Origin of the sequence: Paraburkholderia sp. SIMBA_027 (genome assembly GCF_046535315.1) — a bacterium.
In the GTDB taxonomy this organism is placed as follows: domain Bacteria; phylum Pseudomonadota; class Gammaproteobacteria; order Burkholderiales; family Burkholderiaceae; genus Paraburkholderia; species Paraburkholderia tropica.
The window spans coordinates 373715-394851 of record NZ_JAWRWY010000005.1 but is presented as its reverse complement, the minus strand read 5'-3'; the positions used below and the strand labels follow the sequence as shown (position 1 = coordinate 394851).

Here is a 21137-nt window from a genome sequence, read left to right as displayed (position 1 = left end):
GCTTAAAACAGGCAAAACACGGGACGGACGGGCGCCGGAGTACCGCGCGCGCGTATTGTCTTTAGATGCGCGCGGGCCGCGGGCCGGTGTCCGGCCGCTGGACGCTCAAGAGATGAGTGGTTCGGATTGCAAAGACTGTCTCCTCTTTTGATTTTCACCGGCCGCGTCGCAGGGTTGGCGTGCGCGGCCAGTCGAGGCGCCGCACGCGTCACGCGGCCGAACATCCCACGGCCAGGCGTCTGTTGCCGCGCCCGGCTCGTACATGGACGAATCCATTGTCCGTTAACATGAGGGACGTTCCGTCCGCCCGCGAAAAACTGCTGTGCAAAACCACCGCAAACGCGCCGCAAACCCACATCGCGCCGCGCTTCCCAGCACTTTTTTCATCGAATGAACGTTACCTCTTGATTTGGATTGTAGTTAAACTACAATTCAGTGTCAAAAAAAATTTTATCGGACTACGGCCGCTCGACGGAGCCCGCCCGGCATGCCGCCGGCGCCCGCTTCACCCTTGTTCCGCGGCCCCCTCTGGACTGTGACGGAGACTATGCAATTCCCTACCGATTCGGGTTTCACGTTCGTGCTCTTCGGCGCCACCGGCGACCTGGCGATGCGCAAGATCCTGCCGGCGCTGTTCGAGGCGCACCGCTCGGGCATGCTCGGCGAGTCGGGCAAGATCGTGGGCGTCGCGCGCCATGAGGACGACCGCGCCCACTACCTTCAGTGGGTCGAGGAACACGTCAAGCCGCACGTCTCGAAGAACGGTCTGGACGAAGCCGCGTGGGCGAGCTTTCTCGAACGCATCGCCTACGTAAAGCTCGACCTCTCGCGCGCCGAAGACTTCACGCATCTGCGCGACGGCATCGCCGCGCTGCCCGGCATCCGCGTGTTCTATCTGGCCACGGGCCCGTCGCTGTTCGTGCCGATCTGCCGCGCGCTCGCCGCCGTGGGCCTGAACGAAAACGCGCGCATCGTGCTGGAAAAGCCGCTCGGTTACGACCTGAAGTCGTCGAATGCGATTAACGACGCGGTCGGCGAAATCTTCGCGGAAGAACAGATCTATCGCATCGACCACTATCTCGGCAAGGAGCCGGTGCAGAACCTGCTCGCGCTGCGTTTCGGCAATGCGCTGTTCGAACCGCTGTGGCGCCGCGAATGGGTCGAGAGCATCCAGATCACGATCGCCGAGGAACTGGGCGTGGAAGCGCGCGGCGACTTCTACGACAACACCGGCGCGCTGCGCGACATGGTGCAGAACCACTTGTTGCAGCTGCTTTCGATCGTTGCGATGGAGCCGCCGCATTCGATGGATTCCGACTCGGTGCGCGACGAAAAGCTGCGCGTGTTGCGCGCGCTCAAGCCCATCGATCCGAACGAGATCCAGAAGATGGCCGTGCGCGGCCAATATCACGCGGGGGTCATCCGCGGCACGCCGGTGCCGGCCTACGCGACCGAAAAAGGCGTGAAGCCCGACAGCCACACGGAAACCTTCGTGGCGCTCAAGGTCGAGATCGAAAACTGGCGCTGGGCGGGCGTGCCCTTCTTCCTGCGCACCGGCAAGCGTCTGGCCGACCGCGTCGCGGAGATCGTCGTGAACTTCCGCCCCGTGCCGCATTCGGCGCTCGGTCCCACGGCGCTGCGCCCCGGTTCGAACCGCCTCGTGATCCGCCTGCAGCCGAACGAAACGATCCGTCTGTACTGCCTCGCCAAGCAGCCCGGCGAAGGCATGAATCTCGCGAGCGTGCATCTGGATCTCGCGTTCGACCAGTTCTTCCGCGAAGGTCAGATGGAGGCGTATCAGCGTTTGCTGCTCGACGTGATCAACGGGCGCCTCGCGCTGTTCGTGCGCCGCGACGAGCAGGAAGCCGCATGGAAATGGGTCGAGCCGATCCTCAACGAGTGGACCGCGTCCACGCGCGCGCCCAAGCCGTACGCGGCGGGCACGTGGGGACCGGCGGCCGCGAGCGCGATGCTGGCGCAGCACGGCACCTGCTGGCTCGAGGAAGAGAATTGAGGCGAGTGAATTGAGGCAAGAGAATCGACGCGCGCGGCGCGGCCTTGCCGGGCCACGCGCAGGCAGGAACGCACAGATGAATGACCCCGCAGACCTACAAAAAAGCAGCCTGGAGGAGAAGTGATCGAGCTTCACGTATTCGACGACCCGCGCGTCCAATCCGACGCGCTGGCGCGAGCCGTGGGCGACGCGCTACATGCGTCGCTCAGCGCTCTGCAAGCGTCGCCCGGCACCGGTGCGCGCCGGGCGACGCTCGCTGTCTCGGGCGGCACGAGTCCGCGTCCGTTTCTCGAGACCCTGTCGACGCATCGCTTCGACTGGTCGCACATCGACGTCACGCTCGTGGACGACCGCTGGGTGCCGGAAACCGATTCGGCCAGTAACGCGCGCCTCGCGCACGAAACCCTGCTGAAGAACGAAGCCGCCAGCGCGCGCTTCCTGCCGCTCGTCGACGTGTCGCAGGATCTCGACGCGCACGTGGCCGCGCTCAACGCCGATCCGCACCGCCTGCTGCCCAACGTCGCCGTGCTCGGCATGGGCGAGGACGGCCACACGGCCTCGATCTTCGCCGACGCGCCCGAGTGGCACGAAGCCATCACCACGGCGCGCCCGTTCGTGGCGGTGCATCCGCAGGCCGCACCGCACGCGCGCATCTCGTGGTCGATGCAGGCGCTGCGCCAGGTGGACCGCCTGTTCCTGCTGATCGCGGGACAGCGCAAACTCGACGTGCTGCAGCAAGCAGCCGCGACAGAACAGAAAAACGCCATTTCGAAACTGGCGAACGACAAGGGAGTGAGACTCGATGTCTACTGGTGCGCCTAACAAATCCGCCCCTGGCGCGGGCCAGCACGCCGACGGAGCGCGGCTGCTCGCCGATATCGGCGGAACCAACGCGCGCTTCGCGCTGGAAACGGCTCCGGGCGAGATCGGCCAGGTGCGCGTCTATCCGTGCGCGCAGTATCCGGGCGTCGCCGAGGTCATCCAGCAATATCTGAAGGACACGAAGATCGGCCGCGTGAATCATGCGGCCATCGCCATCGCGAATCCGGTCGACGGCGACCAGGTGCGCATGACCAATCACGACTGGACCTTCTCGATCGAAGCCACCCGCCGCGCGCTCGGCTTCGACACGCTGCTGGTCGTGAACGACTTCACCGCGCTCGCGATGGCGCTGCCGGGTCTGACCGACGCGCAGCGCGTGCAGGTCGGCGGCGGCCAGCGTCGTCAGAACAGCGTGATTGGCCTGCTCGGTCCGGGCACGGGCCTCGGCGTCTCGGGCCTGATTCCCGCCGACGACCGCTGGATCGCGCTCGGCAGCGAAGGCGGTCACGCGAGCTTTTCGCCGCAGGACGAGCGCGAAGATGTCGTGCTGCAGTTCGCGCGCAAGAAGTGGCCGCACGTGTCGTTCGAACGCGTGTGCGCGGGTCCCGGCATCGAGCTGATCTATCGTGCGCTCGCCGCGCGCGACAAGAAGAAAGTCGCCGCCGAACTCAACACGGCGGACGTCGTCACGCGCGCGCTCGAAGGCGACGAACTCGCGCTCGAAACGGTCGAGTGCTTCTGCGGCATTCTCGGCAGCTTCGCGGGCAACATCGCGATGACGCTGGGCTCGCTCGGCGGCATCTATATCGGCGGCGGCGTGGTGCCGCGTCTGGGCGAGCTGTTCATGCGCTCGTCGTTCCGCCAGCGCTTCGAGGCGAAGGGGCGTTTCGACACCTATCTCGCGAACGTGCCTACTTATGTGATCACGGCGGAATACCCGGCGTTTCTGGGCGTTTCCGCGATTCTCGCCGAGCAGTTGTCGAATCGCGCGGGCGGCGGCTCGTCGGCCGTGTTCGAGCGCATCCGCCAGATGCGCGACGCGCTCACGCCGGCCGAGCGCCGCGTGGCCGATCTCGCGCTGAATCATCCGCGCTCGATCATCAACGATCCGATCGTCGATATCGCGCGCAAGGCCGACGTGAGCCAGCCGACCGTGATCCGCTTCTGCCGCTCGCTGGGCTGCCAGGGTCTGTCCGATTTCAAGCTCAAGCTCGCGACCGGTCTGACCGGCACGATTCCGGTGAGCCACAGCCAGGTGCATCTGGGCGATACGGCGACGGACTTCGGCGCGAAGGTGCTCGACAACACCGTCTCGGCGATCCTGCAACTGCGCGAGCATCTGAATTTCGAGCACGTCGAACAGGCCATTTCACTGCTCAACGGCGCGCGCCGCATCGAGTTTTACGGGCTCGGCAACTCGCACATCGTCGCGCAGGACGCGCACTACAAGTTCTTCCGCTTCGGCATCCCGACCATTGCGTACGGCGATCTGTACATGCAGGCGGCGTCGGCGGCGCTGCTCGGCAAGGGCGACGTGATCGTGGCCGTGTCGAAGTCGGGGCGCGCACCCGAACTGCTGCGCGTGCTCGACGTAGCGATGCAGGCCGGCGCGAAGGTGATCGCGATCACGTCGAGCAATACGCCGCTCGCCAAGCGCGCGACCGTGGCGCTCGAAACCGATCACATCGAGATGCGCGAGTCGCAGCTTTCGATGATCTCGCGCATCCTGCATCTGCTGATGATCGACATTCTCGCGGTGGGCGTGGCGATTCGCCGTGCCTCGCCCGATAACGAAGTCAGCAGCACGGTGGCGCAGGCGCGCGAACACGCGGACGACGATGCGTCGGCGGTGCTCGACTGGCTCAGTCACGGGGCCTCGTCGTCGCCGCGCGAGTAATCGGCGCGGCCGGCGTGAATCGCGCACGCGCGCAGTGACGCGTAACAGTGACGTGCCACAGTGACGGGTAGCGAGCGCGATCGAAACAAAACGGGACGTCCATGGACGTCCCGTTTTGTTTTGCGGCTGTCTTACTTTCGAGCTTTTCGCAGCTTTCCGGCTTTCCACCTCTCCGGCACGCTCACACGCGCCCGGTCCGCAGACGCAGGGGCGGTTAGTTGCGATTGTCCAACCTGATCGGCAACACGATCACTCCGCCGCCACACCCGGCGCAGGATGCGCGTGCCACTTCACGACGAGGCGGCGTCCGACCCACGTCAGCGCGCCGCACACGCCGATCGTGCAACCCATGCCGAACGGCGACACGCCCGGAAACCAGCCGACCACCGCGCTCGCCAGCGCGCCGAGCCCGAGCTGCGCCGCGCCGAACACGGCAGCCGCCGCGCCCGCGTTCTGCGGATAGCGGTACATCAGATCGGTCGCGCAGTTCGCGCCGAGCAAACCCACCACGCTGACCACGAAGAACAGGCCGGTCACGATCGACCACAGCCCGCCCCACCCCGTCACGCACATCAGCGTGACGAAGAACGACGCGACGACGCTCACCATCGACGCGATCGACACCATGCGCAGCGTGCCCATGCGACCGATGAACCGCGTGTTGAGGAAGTTGCCGAGCATGATGCCGAACACGTTCACGCCGAAGAACAGGCCGTAGTGCTGCGGCGAAACGTGGAAGTACTCGATATAGACGAAGGGCGTCGCCGAGATATAGGTGAACATCGACGCGAACGCCATGCCACCGCACAGCATGTGCCCCCAGACGAGCGGATCGCGCAGCAGACGTCCGTATGCCGCGAACGAGCGCAGCACGGCGGCGCTTTCGCGCTTCTCGGGCGGCCAGGTTTCGGGCACGCGCAGCCACGCGGCCACCGCGCAGACCACGCCGAACAGCGTCAGCGCGACGAACACCACGCGCCAGCCGCCGATCAGCAGCAACTGTCCGCCGATGAGCGGCGCGAGCAGCGGCCCGACCGACGTGACGATGGCGACCATCGAAAGCACCTTGGCGGCGTCCGACGGCGCGTGGGCGTCGCGGGCGATCGCGCGCGCCAGCACCGAGGCCGCGCCCGCGCCGAGCGCCTGCAGGAAGCGCACGATGGTCAGCGAGCCGATCGAGAACGAGAGCCAGCACGCGACGCTCGCGAGCGTGAAGAGCGCGATGCCGCCGAGTAGCACGGGGCGGCGGCCGTAGGCGTCGGAGACCGGGCCGTACAGCAGCATGCCGATCGAGAAACCGGCCATGAAACTCGTGAGCGTGGCCGCCGCGGCGGAGGCCGTCACGCCGAACGACTGCGCGATGGCGGGCAGGCTCGGCAGGTACATGTCGGTGGCGAGCGGGCCGCAGGCGGCGAGCGCGCCGAGCAACAGGATCAACCGGCCATCGGGCCGGCTTCGCGTGGAATGGGACATGGGATCTGGCTGAAGCGGACCGCGCGCGTGGGCGCGGTTTCGGTGTCATGGGCCGCGAGGTCCGACGTCGGCGCCGCGGCGGAGCACGCACGGGGCATGCGCTGAACGACGCGAAATCGACGTAAAAAACGGACGAATCAAACAGCGACGGAGCCGAAGCATTGTAACCGAGCCGCCATTCGCGGCCCTTTCCGTGACTTTCGCGCGCCTTTCGTTCGCTTGCCTCGCGCCCGCTTGCTCGCGCTTTTCCGCCGATTGCCGTGCGCGATATCGCGGCCACGCCGCGCGAGCTTGCGCTAAGCTGCGCGCTTTGCGGGCGGCGCGGCGCCTGTCGTTGCCATGACATCGACGCTCGCCACGCCGTCCGCGTCCGCATGCTGTCTTTCTCTCGTCGCCGTCTATGACTGCCTTTCTGCTGATCTGGAGCCCCAAAAAGTGGCCCTGGCCCGAACTGCCCGACTTCGCGAGCCGCGTGCAGGCGGGCGAGGCCGTCGCCGATACCTGGGGCTGCGGCTTCGCGCGCGGCATCCGGCCCGGCGACCGCGTGTTCCTGCACCGCGTCGCGAGCGAGCCGCGCGGACTGTTCGGTTCGGGCTACGTGACGCGCGCGCCCTACGAGGTGCCCGATCCGGCGTACAAGCGCGGTTACCGGCTGTGCATCGACTTCGTCTATGACTGGCTCGTCGATGCCCAAGAGCAGGTGGCGATCGGGCGCGACGCGCTGCGCGTGCATCCGTTTTCCGTGCAGACGTGGGATGCGCAAAGTTCGGGCACGGTCATCAAGCCGGTCGCCGAGGGACCGCTCGAAAAGCGCTGGGCCGAGCTGACCGGCAAACGGCCGATGCCCCCGGCGGCCATCGCGGCGATGCACGCGTATGAGGCCGCACAAGCAGCGACGCAAGCAGCGATGCAATCAGCGACGCAAAAACCGGCGCGCCTGACGGCGGCGAACGAGCGCCGCGCCGAATTGACGCAATCCGCCGCGCCACGCACCCGCTCACGCCAGCCCCGCGCGCCCCGCACCACGCCGCGCCGCACGCCTTCGCGCTAGCGTTCCGCCGCGCGCCAGGCGCTGCCGCGCAGTGCCGCCAAGCCCCGCGCAGTCGCGCCCGCGCCACCCCGGCACCGGTTCTGGCCCCCGGCCCGTTCGGCGCGACTCCGGTACAATTTCGGGAGAACCGCCCCCTCGCCCGCGCCGCGCGTGACGCATGCCACGCCCGCGACGCCGCCGGGGTCCGTCGACGACGCGCGAGACCACCCGGCCGCGCGATCCGCGCTCTACCACTCTCGCAGGTCCAGCACCCATGTCCAACACCACGAACCAGGCTCTCTTCGAACGCGCCCAGCGCACCATTCCGGGCGGCGTGAACTCGCCCGTGCGCGCATTCCGCTCGGTCGGCGGCACGCCGCGCTTCGTCGAGCGCGCACAAGGCGCGTATTTCTGGGATGCCGAAGGCAAGCGCTACATCGACTACATCGGTTCGTGGGGTCCGATGATCGTCGGCCACGTGCATCAGGAAGTGCTCGAAGCCGTGCAGCGCGTGCTCGCCAACGGCTTCTCGTTCGGCGCGCCGACCGAAGCCGAGATCGAGATCGCCGAGGAAATCTGCAAGATCGTGCCGTCGATGGAACAGGTGCGCATGGTGTCGAGCGGCACGGAAGCGACCATGAGCGCGCTGCGTCTCGCACGCGGCTTCACGAAGCGCGACCGCATCGTCAAGTTCGAAGGCTGCTACCACGGCCACGCCGACAGCCTGCTCGTGAAAGCCGGCTCGGGCCTGCTGACGTTCGGCAACCCGACGTCGGCGGGCGTGCCGGTCGATACCGCGAAGCACACCACCGTACTCGAATACAACAACGTCGCCGCGCTCGAAGAAGCGTTCAAGGCGTTCGGCGACGAGATCGCGGCCGTGATCATCGAGCCGGTCGCGGGCAACATGAACCTCGTGAAGGCCACGCCGGAGTTCATCCACACGCTGCGCGCCCTGACGGCGAAGCACGGCAGCGTGCTGATTTTCGACGAAGTGATGTGCGGTTTCCGCGTCGGTCTGCGCGGCGCGCAGGCGCTCTACGGCGTGGAAGCCGACCTCGTCTGTCTGGGCAAGGTCATCGGCGGCGGCATGCCGGCGGCGGCGTTCGGCGGTCGTCGCGAAATCATGGATCACCTCGCGCCCAACGGCACCGTCTACCAGGCGGGCACGCTCTCGGGCAACCCGATCGCCGTCGCGGCGGGCCTGAAGACGCTGCAACTGATTCAGGCGCCCGGCTTCTACGAAGACCTGAGCGCGAAGACCGCGCGTCTCGCGCAAGGTCTCACGCAGGCCGCGCGCGAAGCGAACGTGCCGTTCGTCGCCGATTCCGTGGGCGCCATGTTCGGCCTCTATTTCGCCGAGAAGGTGCCCGGCAGCTTCGCCGAAGTCACGAAGAGCGACGTCGCGCGCTTCAACCGCTTCTTCCATCAGATGCTGGACGCGGGCGTGTACTTCGCGCCGTCGGCGTACGAAGCGGGCTTCGTGTCGAGTGTGCACGACGACGCGATCCTCGACGAAACGATTGCCGCCGCGCGCCGCGCCTTCGCCGCCGAAGCCGCGGCGAAGTAAGCGCCGCGCACGCGCCGACGCATAGGCCGACACACTAGCCGACGCACAAGCGACCACCCAGCCGAAGGCGGGGCGCACGCCCCGCCCGTCCAACCGACCGCCGCCGCGGAGAAAGCACGACGATGTTCTCGCAAGCCGATTTCGTCCACATGGAACGCGCGCTCGCCCTCGCGACGCGCGGCCTTTACACCACCGATCCGAACCCGCGCGTCGGCTGCGTGCTGGTCAAGGACGGCGCGGTGATCGGCGAAGGATTCACGCAGCCCGCCGGTTTCGATCACGCCGAAATCCAGGCGATGAAGGACGCCCGCACGCGCGGCCACGATCTGCGCGGCGCGACCGCCTATGTGACGCTCGAACCGTGCAGTCATTTCGGCCGCACGCCGCCGTGCGCGAATGCGCTGATCGAAGCGAAAGTCGCGCGCGTGATCGCGGCGATGGAAGATCCGAATCCGCTCGTGTCCGGGCGCGGCCTCTCGATCCTGCGCGACGCGGGCATCGACGTGCGCTGCGGCCTGCTCGCGAAGGAAGCGCGCGAGCTGAACATCGGCTTCGTCTCGCGCATGACGCGCAAGCGTCCGTGGGTGCGCATGAAAGTGGCCGCGACGCTCGACGGCCGCACCGGTCTGCCCTCGGGCGAAAGCCAGTGGATCACGGGCGAAGCCGCGCGCGCCGACGGTCACGCCTGGCGCGCGCGCGCCTCGGCCATTCTCACGGGCATCGGCACCGTGAAGGAAGACGATCCGCGCATGACCGTGCGCGCGATCGACACGCCGCGCCAGCCCAAACGCGTGCTGATCGACAGCCGCCTCGACGCCTCGCCGCTCTCGCAGATCTTCGTGGGCGCGCCCACGCTCGTGTTCTGCTCGAAGCTCGACGCCGCCACCGAGGAACGCGCCGACGCGTTGCGCGCGCGCGGCGCGGAAATCGTCGCGCTCGGCAACGAGCACGGCAAGGTCGATCTGCCCGCGATGCTCACGGAACTCGCAGCGCGCGGCGTCAACGAGCTGCACGTGGAAGCGGGCTACAAGCTCAACGGATCGCTGCTGCGCGAAGGTTGCGTCGACGAACTGCTCGTCTATCTCGCGCCCTCGCTGCTCGGCACGCAGTCGCTCGGCATGGCCGATCTGGCCGCGCCCGCCTCGCTCGATGCGCGCACGCGTCTCGCGTTCCATAGCGTCGAGCGCGTCGGCGACGACCTGCGCGTGCTCGCGCGCGTCGTGCAACCCGAAGCCCACGACGAGCACGGCGAACTGGACACGCAGGACGCACAAGAAGGCGACGCATCATGATTCTCCCGAACACCCTGAACGAACAGCTAGAGGACAGCCAGATGTTTACCGGAATCGTCGCGGCCGTGGGCCGTATCGAATCGATCAAGCCGCTCGGCGGCGAAGCCGACGCGGGCGTGCGCCTGCGCGTCGACGCAGGCAGCCTCGGCCTCGACGACGTGCAGCTCGGCGACAGCATCGCCATCCAGGGCGCCTGCATGACCGTCATCGACAAATCGGCGACCACGTTCGACGTCGACGTGTCGCGCGAAAGCCTGAACCGCACCGTCGGTCTCGCCGACACGGGCGAAGTGAATCTGGAAAAGGCGCTGCGCGCGCACGACCGGCTCGGCGGCCACATCGTCTCGGGCCACGTGGATGGCCTCGGCACGGTCACGCGCTTCGCGCCCGTGGGCGAGTCGCACGAGCTGCGCATTCTCGCGCCCGTCGAGATCGGCCGCTACCTCGCCTACAAGGGCTCGGTCACCGTGAACGGCGTGAGCCTGACCGTGAATTCGGTCGACGATCGCGCGGACGGCTGCGAGTTCTCGATCAACCTGATCCCGCACACGGTGGAAGTCACCACGCTCAAGCATCTCGCGGCAGGCACGAAAGTGAATCTGGAGATCGATCTGATCGCGCGCTATGTGGAGCGCATGCTCTCGGCGGGCGTGTCGGCCAAGCCTTCAGCCTGAGGTTGATCGGCTCGCTTCCGGCACATTCGCGCACCACGACGGCGCGCGAATGTGTCGTGAATGCCACGACGAAAGCGCCCGCGCAAATGGGCCAGCAGAAATTCAGTAGCGCTGATAAACTTCATACCTTACTCGCACGTGCCGTCCGGCGCGTTGCGGTTTTCTCACCCGACTTCGAACAAGGAGGCAAAGATGGCAACGATTGAGTCCACTGCCGTGATGCTGCGAGTTCGGGTGATGTCGTCTCGCGCGACCCTCCTGCTTCCCGCACTGCCGTAGTCCGGCGCAATTCGCGCGGCCCGATTCCGCCGCGCCGTTTTTTCCGCGATTCAGCCTGTTTGCGTCCGGCTTTCAAGCCGGCGCGCGAGACGTTTTTCTCCGCGTCATCCGCTGCTCTTCGCGCTGGCTGCTTTGCGCCGCCCTTTTTCGCATTCTCGATGAAGTCTTCGCGCCACCCGGCACGAAGCGCCATCCCATGGCTGACCAAGACAATCAAAAAGTGACCGGCGGACAGACGTTCCGCCACGTGCTCGGCTTCACGTTCCGGCACTGGATGCTCCAGCCGCTGCGCGTGAGCGCCGTCGCGCTGACCGCGCTGCTTGGCGCACTCGCCGACGTGTTCACGCCGCATTACGCGGGCCAGCTCGTCGACGCCCTCGCGCACGACGCCGCGGGCAGCAACGCCGCCGCGTGGCACGGGGCCGTCTTCGCGTTCTGGGCGCTCACCGCACTCGGGCTCGGCGGCACGCTGATGCGCCAGGCCGCGTTCCAGAACATCATCGTCCTCACGCTGAAGATGATGAGCGGCGTCGCCACGCACGCCTTCCATCGCGTGCAGCGCTTCTCGACCGACTGGCACGCGAACAGCTTCGCGGGCTCGACCGTGCGCAAGATCACGCGCGGCATGTGGGCGCTCGACCTGCTCAACGACACGCTGCTCGTCGCGCTGTTTCCGTCGCTCGTGATGCTGGTCGGCTCGACCGCCCTGCTCGCGCTCCAGTGGCACGTGATGGGCCTCGTGGTCGGCCTCGGCTCGGCGATCTATCTGGCGATCACCGTATCGCTCTCGCTGTTCTACGTCGCGCCGTCCGCGCGGCTCGCGAACCAGTGGGACACGAAGATGGGCGGCGCGCTCGCGGATGCGATCTCCTGCAACGCCGTCGTGAAGGCCTTCGGTGCGGAGACGCGCGAAGAGTCGCGGCTCGCGCGCGTGATCGCCAAGTGGGACAGCCGCACGCGCCGCACGTGGCGACGCGGCACTTTCAACGGCGGCGTGCAGGGCGCGCTGCTGGTGGCGATGCAGGCCGCCATTCTCGGCGCGGCGCTGCTGCTGTGGGCGCGCGGCCTCGCGAGCGTCGGCGACATCACGTTCGCGCTCACGCTGTTCTTCCTGCTGAAAGGCTATCTGCGCGACGTCGGCATGCACGTACGCAATCTGCAACGTTCGGTCAACGACATGGAAGAACTCGTGATGCTCGATACGGAGCCGCTCGGCATCGAGGACGCACCCGGCGCACCGCCGATCGTGATCGACCGCGGCGACATCCGCTTCGAGAACATGACGTTCCGCTACGGCGCGCAGAACGCCGCGCTCTATTCGAACCTGACGCTGCGCATCGCGCCGGGCGAGCGTGTGGGCCTCGTCGGCCACTCGGGCTCCGGTAAAACGACGCTGATCAAGCTGATCCAGCGGCTCTACGACGTCTCGGAAGGCCGCATCACGATCGACGATCAGGACATCGCGCGCGTGCAGCAGGCCTCGCTGCGCTCGCAGATCGCCATCGTGCAGCAGGAGCCGGTGCTGTTCCACCGCTCGCTCGCGGAGAACATCGCTTACGCGCGGCCGGGCGCGACGCACGCCGAGATCGTCCACGCCGCGCAGCAGGCGAGCGCGCACGATTTCATCATGGCGCTGCCGAACGGCTATGACACGCTGGTCGGCGAACGCGGCGTGAAGCTGTCGGGCGGCGAGCGTCAGCGCGTGGCGATCGCGCGCGCGTTCCTCGCGAATGCGCCGATCCTGATCTTCGACGAAGCCACGTCGAGCCTCGACAGCGAAAGCGAGCTGCTGATCCAGCAGGCCATGGAGCGGCTGATGGTCGGCCGCACGACCGTGGTGGTCGCGCACCGCCTTTCGACCGTGCGTGCGCTCGACCGGCTGCTGGTGCTGGAGCGCGGCCGCATTGTGGAGGAAGGCACGCACGATGCGCTCGTGCGGCGCGAAAACGGCCTGTATCGCCGGCTGTTCGAGCGCCAGGCGCTCGAACTCACGAAGGGTCTCGCCGACGACGTGTTGCTGCGTTAAGCGTTTGCTCGACGGAGCGCGCCGTGTGTGTCACGGGGTCGCGGAGTCACGGCGCGGCGGCGGCGCGCGCGTGCGGCTGGATGTTCGCGAGAATGTCGGCGAGCGCCTCGCGCGCGCACTCGGTGTCGTAGTGCGCCTGCAGCTCCATCCAGCTGCGCGCGTCGGTGCCGAAATAGACCGCGAGCCGCACGGCCGTGTCGGCCGTGATGGCGCGCTTGCCGAGCACGATCTCGTTGATGCGCCGCGGCGGCACGCCGATAGCCTTGGCCAGCGCATACTGGCTCACGCCGAGCGGCTTGAGCCAGTCCTCGTTGAGAATTTCGCCAGGCGTAGCGAGCGGGACGTCACGCGTCATGTTGATGTTCCTCAGTGATAGTCGACGATGCGGACCTGCGCCGCTTCGCCCTGCGCGAAATCGAAACCGATGCGCCACTGCGCGTTGACGCGAATGCTGTACGACCCCGCCAGGTTGCCGTTGAACGGCTCCAGCCGGTGGCCGGGCGATGCGCGCAAAAACGACAGCGTGGCGGCGGCGTGGACTTGCTGGAGCTTGCGCACGGCCACCGTTTCGATGGCGGCGAAGCGCGGAATCCGGCGCCCGGCGAAAAGCGCTGCGGTGTCCCGACAGGCAAACGATGTAATGGCCATGATAGTAACGCCTCGCGTTAATAACGTCAAACGTTACCATTGTCGCGACGGCGCCACGCTGCGACCAGCTAGCCGTTCGGCCAATGCCTGCGCGAGCCTGATCCAGACGGGGCCGGGCGCCGGCAGCGCCAGCGCAGGCCCGCCCGCACCGCCCGGCGCCCCAAAACCCGTCGCGTCGTCCCCGTTCAGGGCGACGCGCCCGCCCGCGTGGCGTAAAATGTGCGCTTTCCAGCCAGATTCCCAACATGACGCTCTCCTCCACCCTTGAAATCATTGCCGAGCTCAAAGCCGGCAAGATGGTGATCCTCGTCGACGAAGAAGACCGGGAGAACGAGGGCGACCTCGTCATCGCAGCGGAATTCGTCACGCCGGAAGCCATCAACTTCATGGCGAAGTACGGCCGTGGGCTGATTTGTCTTACGCTCACGCAGGAACGCTGCAAGCTGCTCAACCTGCCGCTGATGACCCAACGCAACGGCACGCAATACGGCACGGCGTTCACGGTGAGCATCGAGGCGGCGGAAGGCGTCACCACGGGCATTTCGGCGGCCGACCGCGCGCGCACGATCCGCGCGGCCGTCGCGCACGACGCGAAGGCCGAGCACATCGTGCAGCCGGGCCATGTGTTCCCGATCATGGCCCAGCCGGGCGGCGTGCTCGTGCGCGCCGGCCACACGGAAGCGGGCTGCGACTTTACGGCGCTCGCGGGCCTCACGCCCGCCTCGGTCATCTGCGAAGTGATCAACGACGACGGCACGATGGCGCGCCTGCCCGACCTCATGGAGTTCGCGCAGGAGCACGGCATCAAGATCGGCACCATCGCCGACCTGATCCACTATCGCAGCCGCACGGAATCGATCGTCGAGCGCGTGGCCGAGCGCACCATGCAGACGGCACACGGCGCGTTCCGCGCGATCATGTACGTCGACCAGCCCACGGGCACGCCGCACATCGCGCTGGTGCGCGGCACGCCGAAGCCGGACATTGACACGCCGGTGCGCGTGCACGAGCCGCTGTCGATGCTCGATCTGCTGGAAACGGGCTCGTCCACGCATTCGTGGACGCTCGACGCCGCCATGCGCGAGATCGCCGAGCGCGATCTCGGCGTGATCGTCATGCTCAACTGCGGCGAGAGCAAGGAACATCTGGTCGACGTCTTCAAGGCGTTCGACCAGAAAGAGCGCGCGGAGGCGCTCGCACGCCGGCCGGTGGACTTCAAGACCTACGGCATCGGCGCGCAGATCCTGCGCGAACTCGGCGTGGGACGCATGCAGGTGCTTTCGAAGCCGCGCCGCCTCGGCAGCATGTCGGGCTACGGTCTCGAAGTCACCGGCTTCGTGCCCATGCCGGGCAGCAGCACGGAAGCGCCCTGCCCGCCGGAAACGGCCGACCGCGCCGCGCCATAAGCGCGGCTCGCATCCCTTCACGCGTCACCACGCTCAATCGAACCTACGGATACCACATGGAAATCGGACAATACCAACCGAACCTGGACGGCGACGGACTGCGCATCGGCATCGTCCAGTCGCGCTTCAATGAACCCGTCTGCAACGGCCTCGCCGACGCCTGCATCGAAGAACTCGAACGCCTCGGCGTCACGGGCGAAGACGTGCTGCTCGTCACCGTGCCGGGCGCGCTGGAAATCCCGCTCGCGCTGCAAAAGCTCGCGGAAAGCGGCCAGTTCGACGCCCTGATCGCGCTCGGCGCGGTCGTGCGCGGCGAAACCTACCACTTCGAACTCGTTTCGAACGAAAGCGGCTCGGGCATCTCGCGCATCGCGCTGGACTTCGGCGTGCCGGTCGCGAACGCCGTCCTCACGACGGAAAACGACGAGCAGGCAGTCGCGCGCATGACCGAAAAGGGTCGTGACGCCGCGCGCGTCGCAGTGGAAATGGCGAACCTGACGGTGGCGCTGGAACAACTCGACGGCGGCGACGACGACGAGGACGAGGAAGACGAAGAGGAACAGCAATGAAGAGCGCGCGCCGCCGCTCCCGCGAACTGGCCACGCAGGGGTTGTATCAGTGGCTGCTGTCGGGGGTGCCCTCCGGCGAGATCGACGCGCAATTGCGCGGTTCGCAAGGCTACGACAAGGCCGACCACGAACATCTGGACGCCATCCTGCACGGCGTGATCCGCGAGTCGGAGGAACTCTCCGCTTTCGTCGCGCCGTGTCTGGACCGTCCGATCGAGCAGCTTTCGCCGGTCGAACGCGCGGTGCTGCTCGTGGCGACCTACGAGTTCAAGCATCACGTCGACATCCCCTATCGCGTCGTCATCAACGAAGCGGTCGAGCTCACCAAGACGTTTGGCGGCTCGGACGGCTACAAGTACGTGAACGGCGTGCTGGACAAGGTGGCGGCGCAACTGCGCGCCACCGAAATCCAGTCGGCCCGCAAGTCGTAAAAGTCGTCTCGCGGCGAGGCGTGGCGCGCGCCGCCGGAGTTTCCGGCAGCGCCGCCCGCCACACGCCGCGCTGTCTGCAAGTACTGGAATCACCCGCATGAACACCGTTGCCGAACCGCTGCTGCGGCTTGCCGCGCGCGTCGACGAGATCCAGCCGTTCTACGTCATGGAACTGGCGAAGGAAGCTGCGCAGCTCGAACGCGCCGGACGCGACATCATCCACATGGGTATCGGCGAGCCGGATTTCACGGCGCCCGAGCCTGTCGTCGAAGCGGCCGCGGCCGCGCTGCGCCGCGGCGTCACGCAATACACCAGCGCGCTCGGTCTGCACGCGCTGCGCGAGTCGATCGCCGCGCATTATCAGCACGCGTATGGTCTGAGCGTCGATCCGGCACGGATCGTCGTGACGGCGGGCGCGTCGGCGGCGTTGCTGCTCGCCTGCACGGCGCTCGTCGACCGCGACGACGAAGTGCTGATGCCCGACCCGAGCTATCCGTGCAACCGCCATTTCGTGGCGGCCGCGGAAGGCAAGCCCGTGCTCGTGCCGAGCGGCCCCGACGCGCGCTTCCAGCTGACGGCCGCCGACGTCGAGCGTCTGTGGACCTCGCGCACGCGCGGCGTGCTGCTCGCTTCGCCGTCGAATCCCACCGGCACCTCGATCGAACCCGCCGAACTCGAACGCATCGTGAAAACGGTGCGCGCACGCGGCGGCTTCACGATCGTCGACGAGATCTATCAGGGCCTGAGCTATGACGCGCCGCCCGTCTCCGCCCTCTCTTTCGGCGACGACGTGGTCACGGTCAACAGCTTTTCGAAGTACTTCAACATGACCGGCTGGCGTCTGGGCTGGCTCGTCGTGCCGCCCACGCTGGTCGGCGCGTTCGAGAAACTTGCGCAGAACCTGTTCATCTGCGCCTCGACGCTCGCCCAGCACGCGGCGCTCGCCTGCTTCGAGCCCGACACGCTATCCATCTACGAAGCGCGCCGGCTGGAGTTCAAGCGCCGCCGCGACTTCATCGCGCCTGCGCTGGAATCGCTCGGCTTCACGGTGCCCGTGATGCCGGACGGCGCATTCTACGTCTATGCCGACTGCACGAACGTCAATCATGCGGCCGCCGGCGACAGCGACGCGCTCACGCGCGCGATGCTGCACGACGCGGGAACGGTGATGGTGCCGGGCATGGACTTCGGCGTGGCCGCACCGCGTCAATATGTGCGTCTGTCTTATGCCACCGCGTACGAGCGGCTCGAGGAAGCGGTCGAGCGCCTGCACACGTTCTTCGGGCGCTGATCCGCGAAATCCGTAGACAGAAGATCTGAGCAAAATGTGAGCAGCAATGGAAAAAGGCACCCGAGGGTGCCTTTTTCGTTTTGTCCGGTCTTTCTCTTGCTGGCTGGAGCTTGGTGAAGCCGCCGGAGACTCGGCCTAAGCGCCGAGTTCAGGCTGAGCGTGCTTCTGGGCCGCCGTGGCGCTGGCGTCGTCCTGTTCGGACGAGCCCTTCACCGAGGTCTTTTCGACCATGGCGTGCTCGCCGTCGAGCGTCACGTGCAGACGCTTGTCGCCGTTGATGCTCGCCACCTTTTGCGGCGCAGGCGAGCTGGCCGTGGTGGTGACGGGCGCCTGCGGCGCGTTGATCGGCACGTTGCGGCCACGGGCCACGTCGCGCAGACGCACCCGCTCGGCCATGACCTTGGCGCCATAGCCGCCGTCGTCCTGCGAGGTCGAACCGACGTACAGACGCAGACCACCCGGCAGCGAACCGCCGCGCGCGATGCAGTCCTTCAACACCAGCGCGCCGACCTTGATGTTCGCGAGCGGATCGAGCGCCGCGCTCTGGCCGCCGAAGTACTGGAACTTGTCCGAGTGCACTTTCGACATGACCTGCATCAGGCCCTGCGCGCCCACGCCACTTTCGGCGTAAGGATTGAAGCCCGACTCGATGGCCATGACCGCGAGCAGCAGCAGCGGATCGAGACCCACTTCGTGCCCCGTGTCGAACGCCGCCTTGACGAGTTCGCCGACCGGCTCCTGCGCCACGCGATAGCGGCGCGAGATATAGGTCGCGACGAGCGCCTGTTCGCGCGCCGACACCAGCACGCGGTCGTCGCGTGCGTCGGGCGTGATGCGCTGCGACGGAATCATGCGCGCCAGCGAGCCCACGCTCGGCAGCGAACGCGGATCGAGGCCGTTGAGCGTGACCGCGTCGAGCGTGGCCATGCCGCCGCTCGAGACGCTATTGGTCACGTGCGCGACCGCGCCGTTCGAACCGGCAGGCGAGACGCTCGCGAGCGCCGCGCTGTTTGCGCCGTTATCGGGCACGAGTGCGGTCGGCAGGTTCGCGCCGTCGGCGGACTCGCCTTCTTCATTGGCGGGAGCGCCGGAAGGCGTGAACGACGGCAGCGGATTGCCCTGCAGCAGGCGTGCGGGACCGGCCTGCACGGCAGCGGTGACGAAGGGCATCATGCGCGCGGCCAGCGTGCCGCGCCACGTGGGCAGCAGCCAGATGGCGAGCGCGAGCAGGACGGCGCAACCGCCCACAATGCTAAACAGGTGATGGCTAAGACGCGTGCCACGCCGCAGCAGCGCACGCAGGCCAAGAGCGAGACGCTCGTCGGCGCGCCACCACGATAACCAGGTATTCATCTACAGATCTCCCCATGTTGCATGATCCGGCGACCGAAGTCGGCGCGAGGCCGATGGCCAATCGCAGGATCAAGACGGCGCGCGCCCTGGCTGGTGCGGCAGCGACGTCGGGAAAAACGGCAACAAAGTACGCCGTTGGTGGAGCTCCTCCGGTACAGCGGGCACGCCTTGGGCGCGCATGGGAGCTCTCACGCGAACAGCCGGCGCGAAGGCGCGCCAGCGAGGACAACCAATCTAGACCGTGGGAAGCCGTGCAGGGAGTCGGCTAAACGGCGACGCGTTGCGTCTGAAGGACCGGGACGGTGGTTAAAAATTGCAAGCCCTGCAACCAGTGTGGACGGATTCTAGCAGGGATTTATAGACCGTCAACACTATAGAATGTCAAAGTTATAACTAATTGTAATAATGAACACCGTTCAATTCGTCAAGAACCGCGCGCCACGCGCTTCTCCAGCCAGTTGGCCGATCGGCTGACAGCGTGCGTCAGCTAACACAGGTAAAATCGACAATCGTTTTGCCCCTGCACTCGCCGCGCGCTGCGGCTCCGACCCTATCCTGATGAAATACAAAGACTTGCGCGACTTCGTCGGTCGCCTGGAGACGCTCGGCGAACTGCGCCGCGTACCGCAGGCCGTCTCTCCGGTACTGGAAATGACCGAGCTGTGCGACCGCGTACTGCGCGCCGGCGGCCCCGCCCTGTTATTCGAGAGCCGCGCAACCCATGCGTTCCCCGTTCTGGGCAATCTTTTCGGCACGCCGCGCCGCGTCGCGCTCGGCATGGGCATCGACGCGCCCGAGAGCGCCGGTGACGGCGCCGCGCTGGAGTCGCTGCGCGACGTGGGCCGCCTGCTCTCCGCGCTCAAGGAACCCGAGCCGCCGCGCGGACTGAAAGACGCGGGCAAACTGCTCACGCTCGCCAAGGCCGTCTGGGACATGGCGCCGAAAACCGTGAGCGCGCCGCCCTGCCAGGAAATCGTCTGGGAAGGCAACGACGTCGATCTCGCGAAGCTGCCGATCCAGACCTGCTGGCCCGGCGACGCCGGTCCGCTCATCACGTGGGGCCTGACGGTCACGCGCGGCCCGAACAAGACGCGCCAGAACCTGGGCATCTACCGCCAGCAGCTCATCGGCCGCAACAAGCTGATCATGCGCTGGCTCGCGCATCGCGGCGGCGCGCTCGACTTCCGCGAATTCGCGTTACGCAATCCTGGCAAACCGTATCCCGTGGCCGTCGTGCTCGGCGCCGATCCGGCGACGATCCTCGGCGCGGTCACGCCGGTGCCCGACACGCTCTCCGAATACCAGTTCGCCGGACTGCTGCGCGGCGGCCGCACCGAACTCGCGAAGTGCCTGACGCCTGGCGTCGAGTCGTTGCAGGTGCCCGCGCGCGCGGAAATCGTGCTCGAAGGTTTCATCTATCCGCAGGATGGCGCTCCGGCGCCCGCGCCCGCAGGCGCGCCGCCGCGTCCCTCGAAGAGTGCGAGCGCCGCTTACGAGCACGCGCTCGAAGGGCCCTACGGCGATCACACGGGTTACTACAACGAGCAGGAATGGTTTCCCGTTTTCACGGTCGAGCGCATCACCATGCGCCGCGACGCGATCTATCACTCTACGTATACAGGCAAGCCGCCCGACGAACCCGCCGTGCTCGGCGTCGCGCTCAATGAAGTGTTCGTGCCGCTGCTGCAAAAGCAGTTTCCCGAGATCACCGACTTCTATCTGCCGCCCGAGGGCTGCAGCTATCGCATGGCGATCGTGCAGATAAAGAAGAGCTATCCGGGGCACGCGAAGCGCGTGATGTTCGGCGTGTGGAGCTTCCTGCGGCAGTTCATGTATACGAAGTTCATCGTGATCGTCGACGATGACGTGGATATTCGCGACTGGAAGGAAGTGATCTGGGCGATCACCACGCGCATCGATCCGGCGCGCGATACGGTGCTTGTCGAAAACACGCCGATCGACTATCTCGATTTCGCGTCGCCGATCGCGGGGCTCGGCTCGAAAATGGGCCTCGACGCCACCAATAAATGGCCCGGCGAAACGAACCGCGAGTGGGGCCGCGCAATCGAAATGACGCAGGACGTGAAGACGCGCGTCGATCGTCTTTACGAAGAGCTGGGGCTCGGCGGCGCGTGAAAAACCGCCGGCGATTCACGCGCGACAACGTGTGAATCGCTGCATGATCCGCGCTCGAGCCGCGCTTGCATCATCCGCGAGCCGCACCGCGACTTGCGTGACGTATGCCGCGCACGCGGCATGCATCTATATATAGAGTGCGCGCGCAACGCAGCGCCCGCGCGCCGACCTTGAAACGCGACGCCGACCGACGCCGCGCCTGACGCGCCGCCGCCCCACCCGGCCG

At 66.9% G+C, this 21137-nt stretch carries 17 protein-coding genes; 13 read left to right on the top strand and 4 right to left on the bottom strand.

Annotated elements, in window-relative coordinates:
- Positions 1–547: 547 nt before the first annotated feature.
- From zwf to SB764_RS12165, 3 genes are all read left to right on the top strand, one after another.
- Positions 548–2014, top strand: a complete 1467-nt coding sequence (gene zwf / locus SB764_RS12175; RefSeq protein WP_065058151.1) for a glucose-6-phosphate dehydrogenase — start codon at positions 548–550, stop codon at positions 2012–2014.
- Positions 2015–2134: 120 nt separating this feature from the next.
- Positions 2135–2836, top strand: a complete 702-nt coding sequence (gene pgl / locus SB764_RS12170) for a 6-phosphogluconolactonase (protein WP_065058150.1) — start codon at positions 2135–2137, stop codon at positions 2834–2836.
- Entirely contained in the window at positions 2817–4733 is a 1917-nt protein-coding gene (locus SB764_RS12165) for a bifunctional transcriptional regulator/glucokinase (protein ID WP_065058149.1), read from the top strand. Before pgl ends, SB764_RS12165 begins: the two co-directional genes overlap by 20 nt.
- 249 nt (positions 4734–4982) lie before the next feature.
- Here the strand turns inward: SB764_RS12165 and SB764_RS12160 are convergent, their stop codons facing one another.
- Entirely contained in the window at positions 4983–6206 is a 1224-nt protein-coding gene (locus tag SB764_RS12160; RefSeq protein ID WP_065058148.1) for a Bcr/CflA family multidrug efflux MFS transporter, read from the bottom strand.
- Positions 6207–6606: 400 nt separating this feature from the next.
- On the opposite strand from SB764_RS12160, the gene SB764_RS12155 reads away from it, so the two are divergent.
- The 5 genes from SB764_RS12155 to SB764_RS12135 all read left to right on the top strand — a co-directional run bounded on the left by SB764_RS12155 (position 6607) and on the right by SB764_RS12135 (position 13077).
- Positions 6607–7257, top strand: coding sequence for a hypothetical protein (locus SB764_RS12155; RefSeq protein WP_410863658.1), 651 nt, complete (start codon positions 6607–6609; stop codon positions 7255–7257).
- 253 nt (positions 7258–7510) lie between these two features.
- A complete protein-coding gene (hemL, locus tag SB764_RS12150) occupies positions 7511–8806 on the top strand; it encodes a glutamate-1-semialdehyde 2,1-aminomutase (RefSeq protein ID WP_410863657.1) in 1296 nt (431 codons plus the stop codon).
- Positions 8807–8928: 122 nt separating this feature from the next.
- On the top strand, positions 8929–10098 hold the full coding sequence (ribD, locus tag SB764_RS12145) for a bifunctional diaminohydroxyphosphoribosylaminopyrimidine deaminase/5-amino-6-(5-phosphoribosylamino)uracil reductase RibD (RefSeq protein WP_410863655.1): 1170 nt from the start codon (positions 8929–8931) through the stop codon (positions 10096–10098).
- 41 nt (positions 10099–10139) lie between these two features.
- Positions 10140–10772 (top strand): riboflavin synthase, encoded by a 633-nt coding sequence (locus SB764_RS12140; protein ID WP_065058145.1) that lies wholly within the window; start codon positions 10140–10142, stop codon positions 10770–10772.
- Between the two features lie 475 nt (positions 10773–11247).
- The gene (locus tag SB764_RS12135; protein WP_065058144.1) at positions 11248–13077 is read left to right on the top strand and encodes an ABC transporter ATP-binding protein; all 1830 of its coding nucleotides are present in this window, start codon (positions 11248–11250) and stop codon (positions 13075–13077) included.
- Positions 13078–13123: 46 nt separating this feature from the next.
- Here the strand turns inward: SB764_RS12135 and SB764_RS12130 are convergent, their stop codons facing one another.
- Both SB764_RS12130 and SB764_RS12125 read right to left on the bottom strand, forming a co-directional pair.
- Positions 13124–13432 carry a HigA family addiction module antitoxin gene (locus tag SB764_RS12130; RefSeq protein WP_065058143.1) on the bottom strand — a complete coding sequence of 103 codons (309 nt, stop codon included), beginning with the start codon at positions 13430–13432 and terminating at the stop codon, positions 13124–13126.
- An 11-nt stretch (positions 13433–13443) separates the two neighbouring features.
- Positions 13444–13725, bottom strand: coding sequence for a type II toxin-antitoxin system RelE/ParE family toxin (locus SB764_RS12125; RefSeq protein WP_065058142.1), 282 nt, complete (start codon positions 13723–13725; stop codon positions 13444–13446).
- A 245-nt stretch (positions 13726–13970) separates the two neighbouring features.
- Between SB764_RS12125 and ribBA the strand changes: the two genes are divergently transcribed.
- From ribBA to SB764_RS12105, 4 genes are all read left to right on the top strand, one after another.
- The gene (gene ribBA, locus SB764_RS12120; RefSeq protein ID WP_065058141.1) at positions 13971–15131 is read left to right on the top strand and encodes a bifunctional 3,4-dihydroxy-2-butanone-4-phosphate synthase/GTP cyclohydrolase II; all 1161 of its coding nucleotides are present in this window, start codon (positions 13971–13973) and stop codon (positions 15129–15131) included.
- A 56-nt stretch (positions 15132–15187) separates the two neighbouring features.
- Complete coding sequence (gene ribH, locus SB764_RS12115) at positions 15188–15700, top strand: 6,7-dimethyl-8-ribityllumazine synthase (RefSeq protein ID WP_065058140.1); 513 nt, start codon at positions 15188–15190, stop codon at positions 15698–15700.
- The gene (nusB, locus tag SB764_RS12110) at positions 15697–16131 is read left to right on the top strand and encodes a transcription antitermination factor NusB (protein ID WP_065058139.1); all 435 of its coding nucleotides are present in this window, start codon (positions 15697–15699) and stop codon (positions 16129–16131) included. The genes ribH and nusB overlap by 4 nt, the downstream gene beginning before the upstream one ends.
- A 97-nt stretch (positions 16132–16228) precedes the next feature.
- A complete protein-coding gene (locus SB764_RS12105; protein WP_065058138.1) occupies positions 16229–17422 on the top strand; it encodes a pyridoxal phosphate-dependent aminotransferase in 1194 nt (397 codons plus the stop codon).
- A gap of 135 nt (positions 17423–17557) precedes the next feature.
- Here SB764_RS12105 and SB764_RS12100 read toward each other — a convergent pair whose 3' ends face one another.
- Positions 17558–18775, bottom strand: coding sequence for a transglycosylase SLT domain-containing protein (locus tag SB764_RS12100; protein WP_065058137.1), 1218 nt, complete (start codon positions 18773–18775; stop codon positions 17558–17560).
- Positions 18776–19333: 558 nt separating this feature from the next.
- Here SB764_RS12100 and SB764_RS12095 point away from each other — a divergent pair.
- Positions 19334–20911 carry a UbiD family decarboxylase gene (locus SB764_RS12095; RefSeq protein ID WP_410863652.1) on the top strand — a complete coding sequence of 526 codons (1578 nt, stop codon included), beginning with the start codon at positions 19334–19336 and terminating at the stop codon, positions 20909–20911.
- Positions 20912–21137: the final 226 nt, after the last annotated feature.

What these genes read in the sequence shown, in the direction of transcription:
- SB764_RS12140 (WP_065058145.1), top strand. Translation starts at nt 10,140, where the DNA reads ATGTTTACCGGAATCGTCGCGGCCGTGGGCCGTATCGAATCGATCAAG.
- SB764_RS12130 (WP_065058143.1), bottom strand. Translation starts at nt 13,432, where the DNA reads ATGACGCGTGACGTCCCGCTCGCTACGCCTGGCGAAATTCTCAACGAG.
- SB764_RS12155 (WP_410863658.1), top strand. Translation starts at nt 6,607, where the DNA reads ATGACTGCCTTTCTGCTGATCTGGAGCCCCAAAAAGTGGCCCTGGCCC.
- SB764_RS12095 (WP_410863652.1), top strand. Translation starts at nt 19,334, where the DNA reads ATGAAATACAAAGACTTGCGCGACTTCGTCGGTCGCCTGGAGACGCTC.
- hemL (WP_410863657.1), top strand. Translation starts at nt 7,511, where the DNA reads ATGTCCAACACCACGAACCAGGCTCTCTTCGAACGCGCCCAGCGCACC.
- SB764_RS12160 (WP_065058148.1), bottom strand. Translation starts at nt 6,206, where the DNA reads ATGTCCCATTCCACGCGAAGCCGGCCCGATGGCCGGTTGATCCTGTTG.
- SB764_RS12105 (WP_065058138.1), top strand. Translation starts at nt 16,229, where the DNA reads ATGAACACCGTTGCCGAACCGCTGCTGCGGCTTGCCGCGCGCGTCGAC.
- SB764_RS12100 (WP_065058137.1), bottom strand. Translation starts at nt 18,775, where the DNA reads ATGAATACCTGGTTATCGTGGTGGCGCGCCGACGAGCGTCTCGCTCTT.
- SB764_RS12165 (WP_065058149.1), top strand. Translation starts at nt 2,817, where the DNA reads ATGTCTACTGGTGCGCCTAACAAATCCGCCCCTGGCGCGGGCCAGCAC.
- ribBA (WP_065058141.1), top strand. Translation starts at nt 13,971, where the DNA reads ATGACGCTCTCCTCCACCCTTGAAATCATTGCCGAGCTCAAAGCCGGC.
- nusB (WP_065058139.1), top strand. Translation starts at nt 15,697, where the DNA reads ATGAAGAGCGCGCGCCGCCGCTCCCGCGAACTGGCCACGCAGGGGTTG.
- zwf (WP_065058151.1), top strand. Translation starts at nt 548, where the DNA reads ATGCAATTCCCTACCGATTCGGGTTTCACGTTCGTGCTCTTCGGCGCC.
- ribH (WP_065058140.1), top strand. Translation starts at nt 15,188, where the DNA reads ATGGAAATCGGACAATACCAACCGAACCTGGACGGCGACGGACTGCGC.
- ribD (WP_410863655.1), top strand. Translation starts at nt 8,929, where the DNA reads ATGTTCTCGCAAGCCGATTTCGTCCACATGGAACGCGCGCTCGCCCTC.
- SB764_RS12135 (WP_065058144.1), top strand. Translation starts at nt 11,248, where the DNA reads ATGGCTGACCAAGACAATCAAAAAGTGACCGGCGGACAGACGTTCCGC.
- SB764_RS12125 (WP_065058142.1), bottom strand. Translation starts at nt 13,725, where the DNA reads ATGGCCATTACATCGTTTGCCTGTCGGGACACCGCAGCGCTTTTCGCC.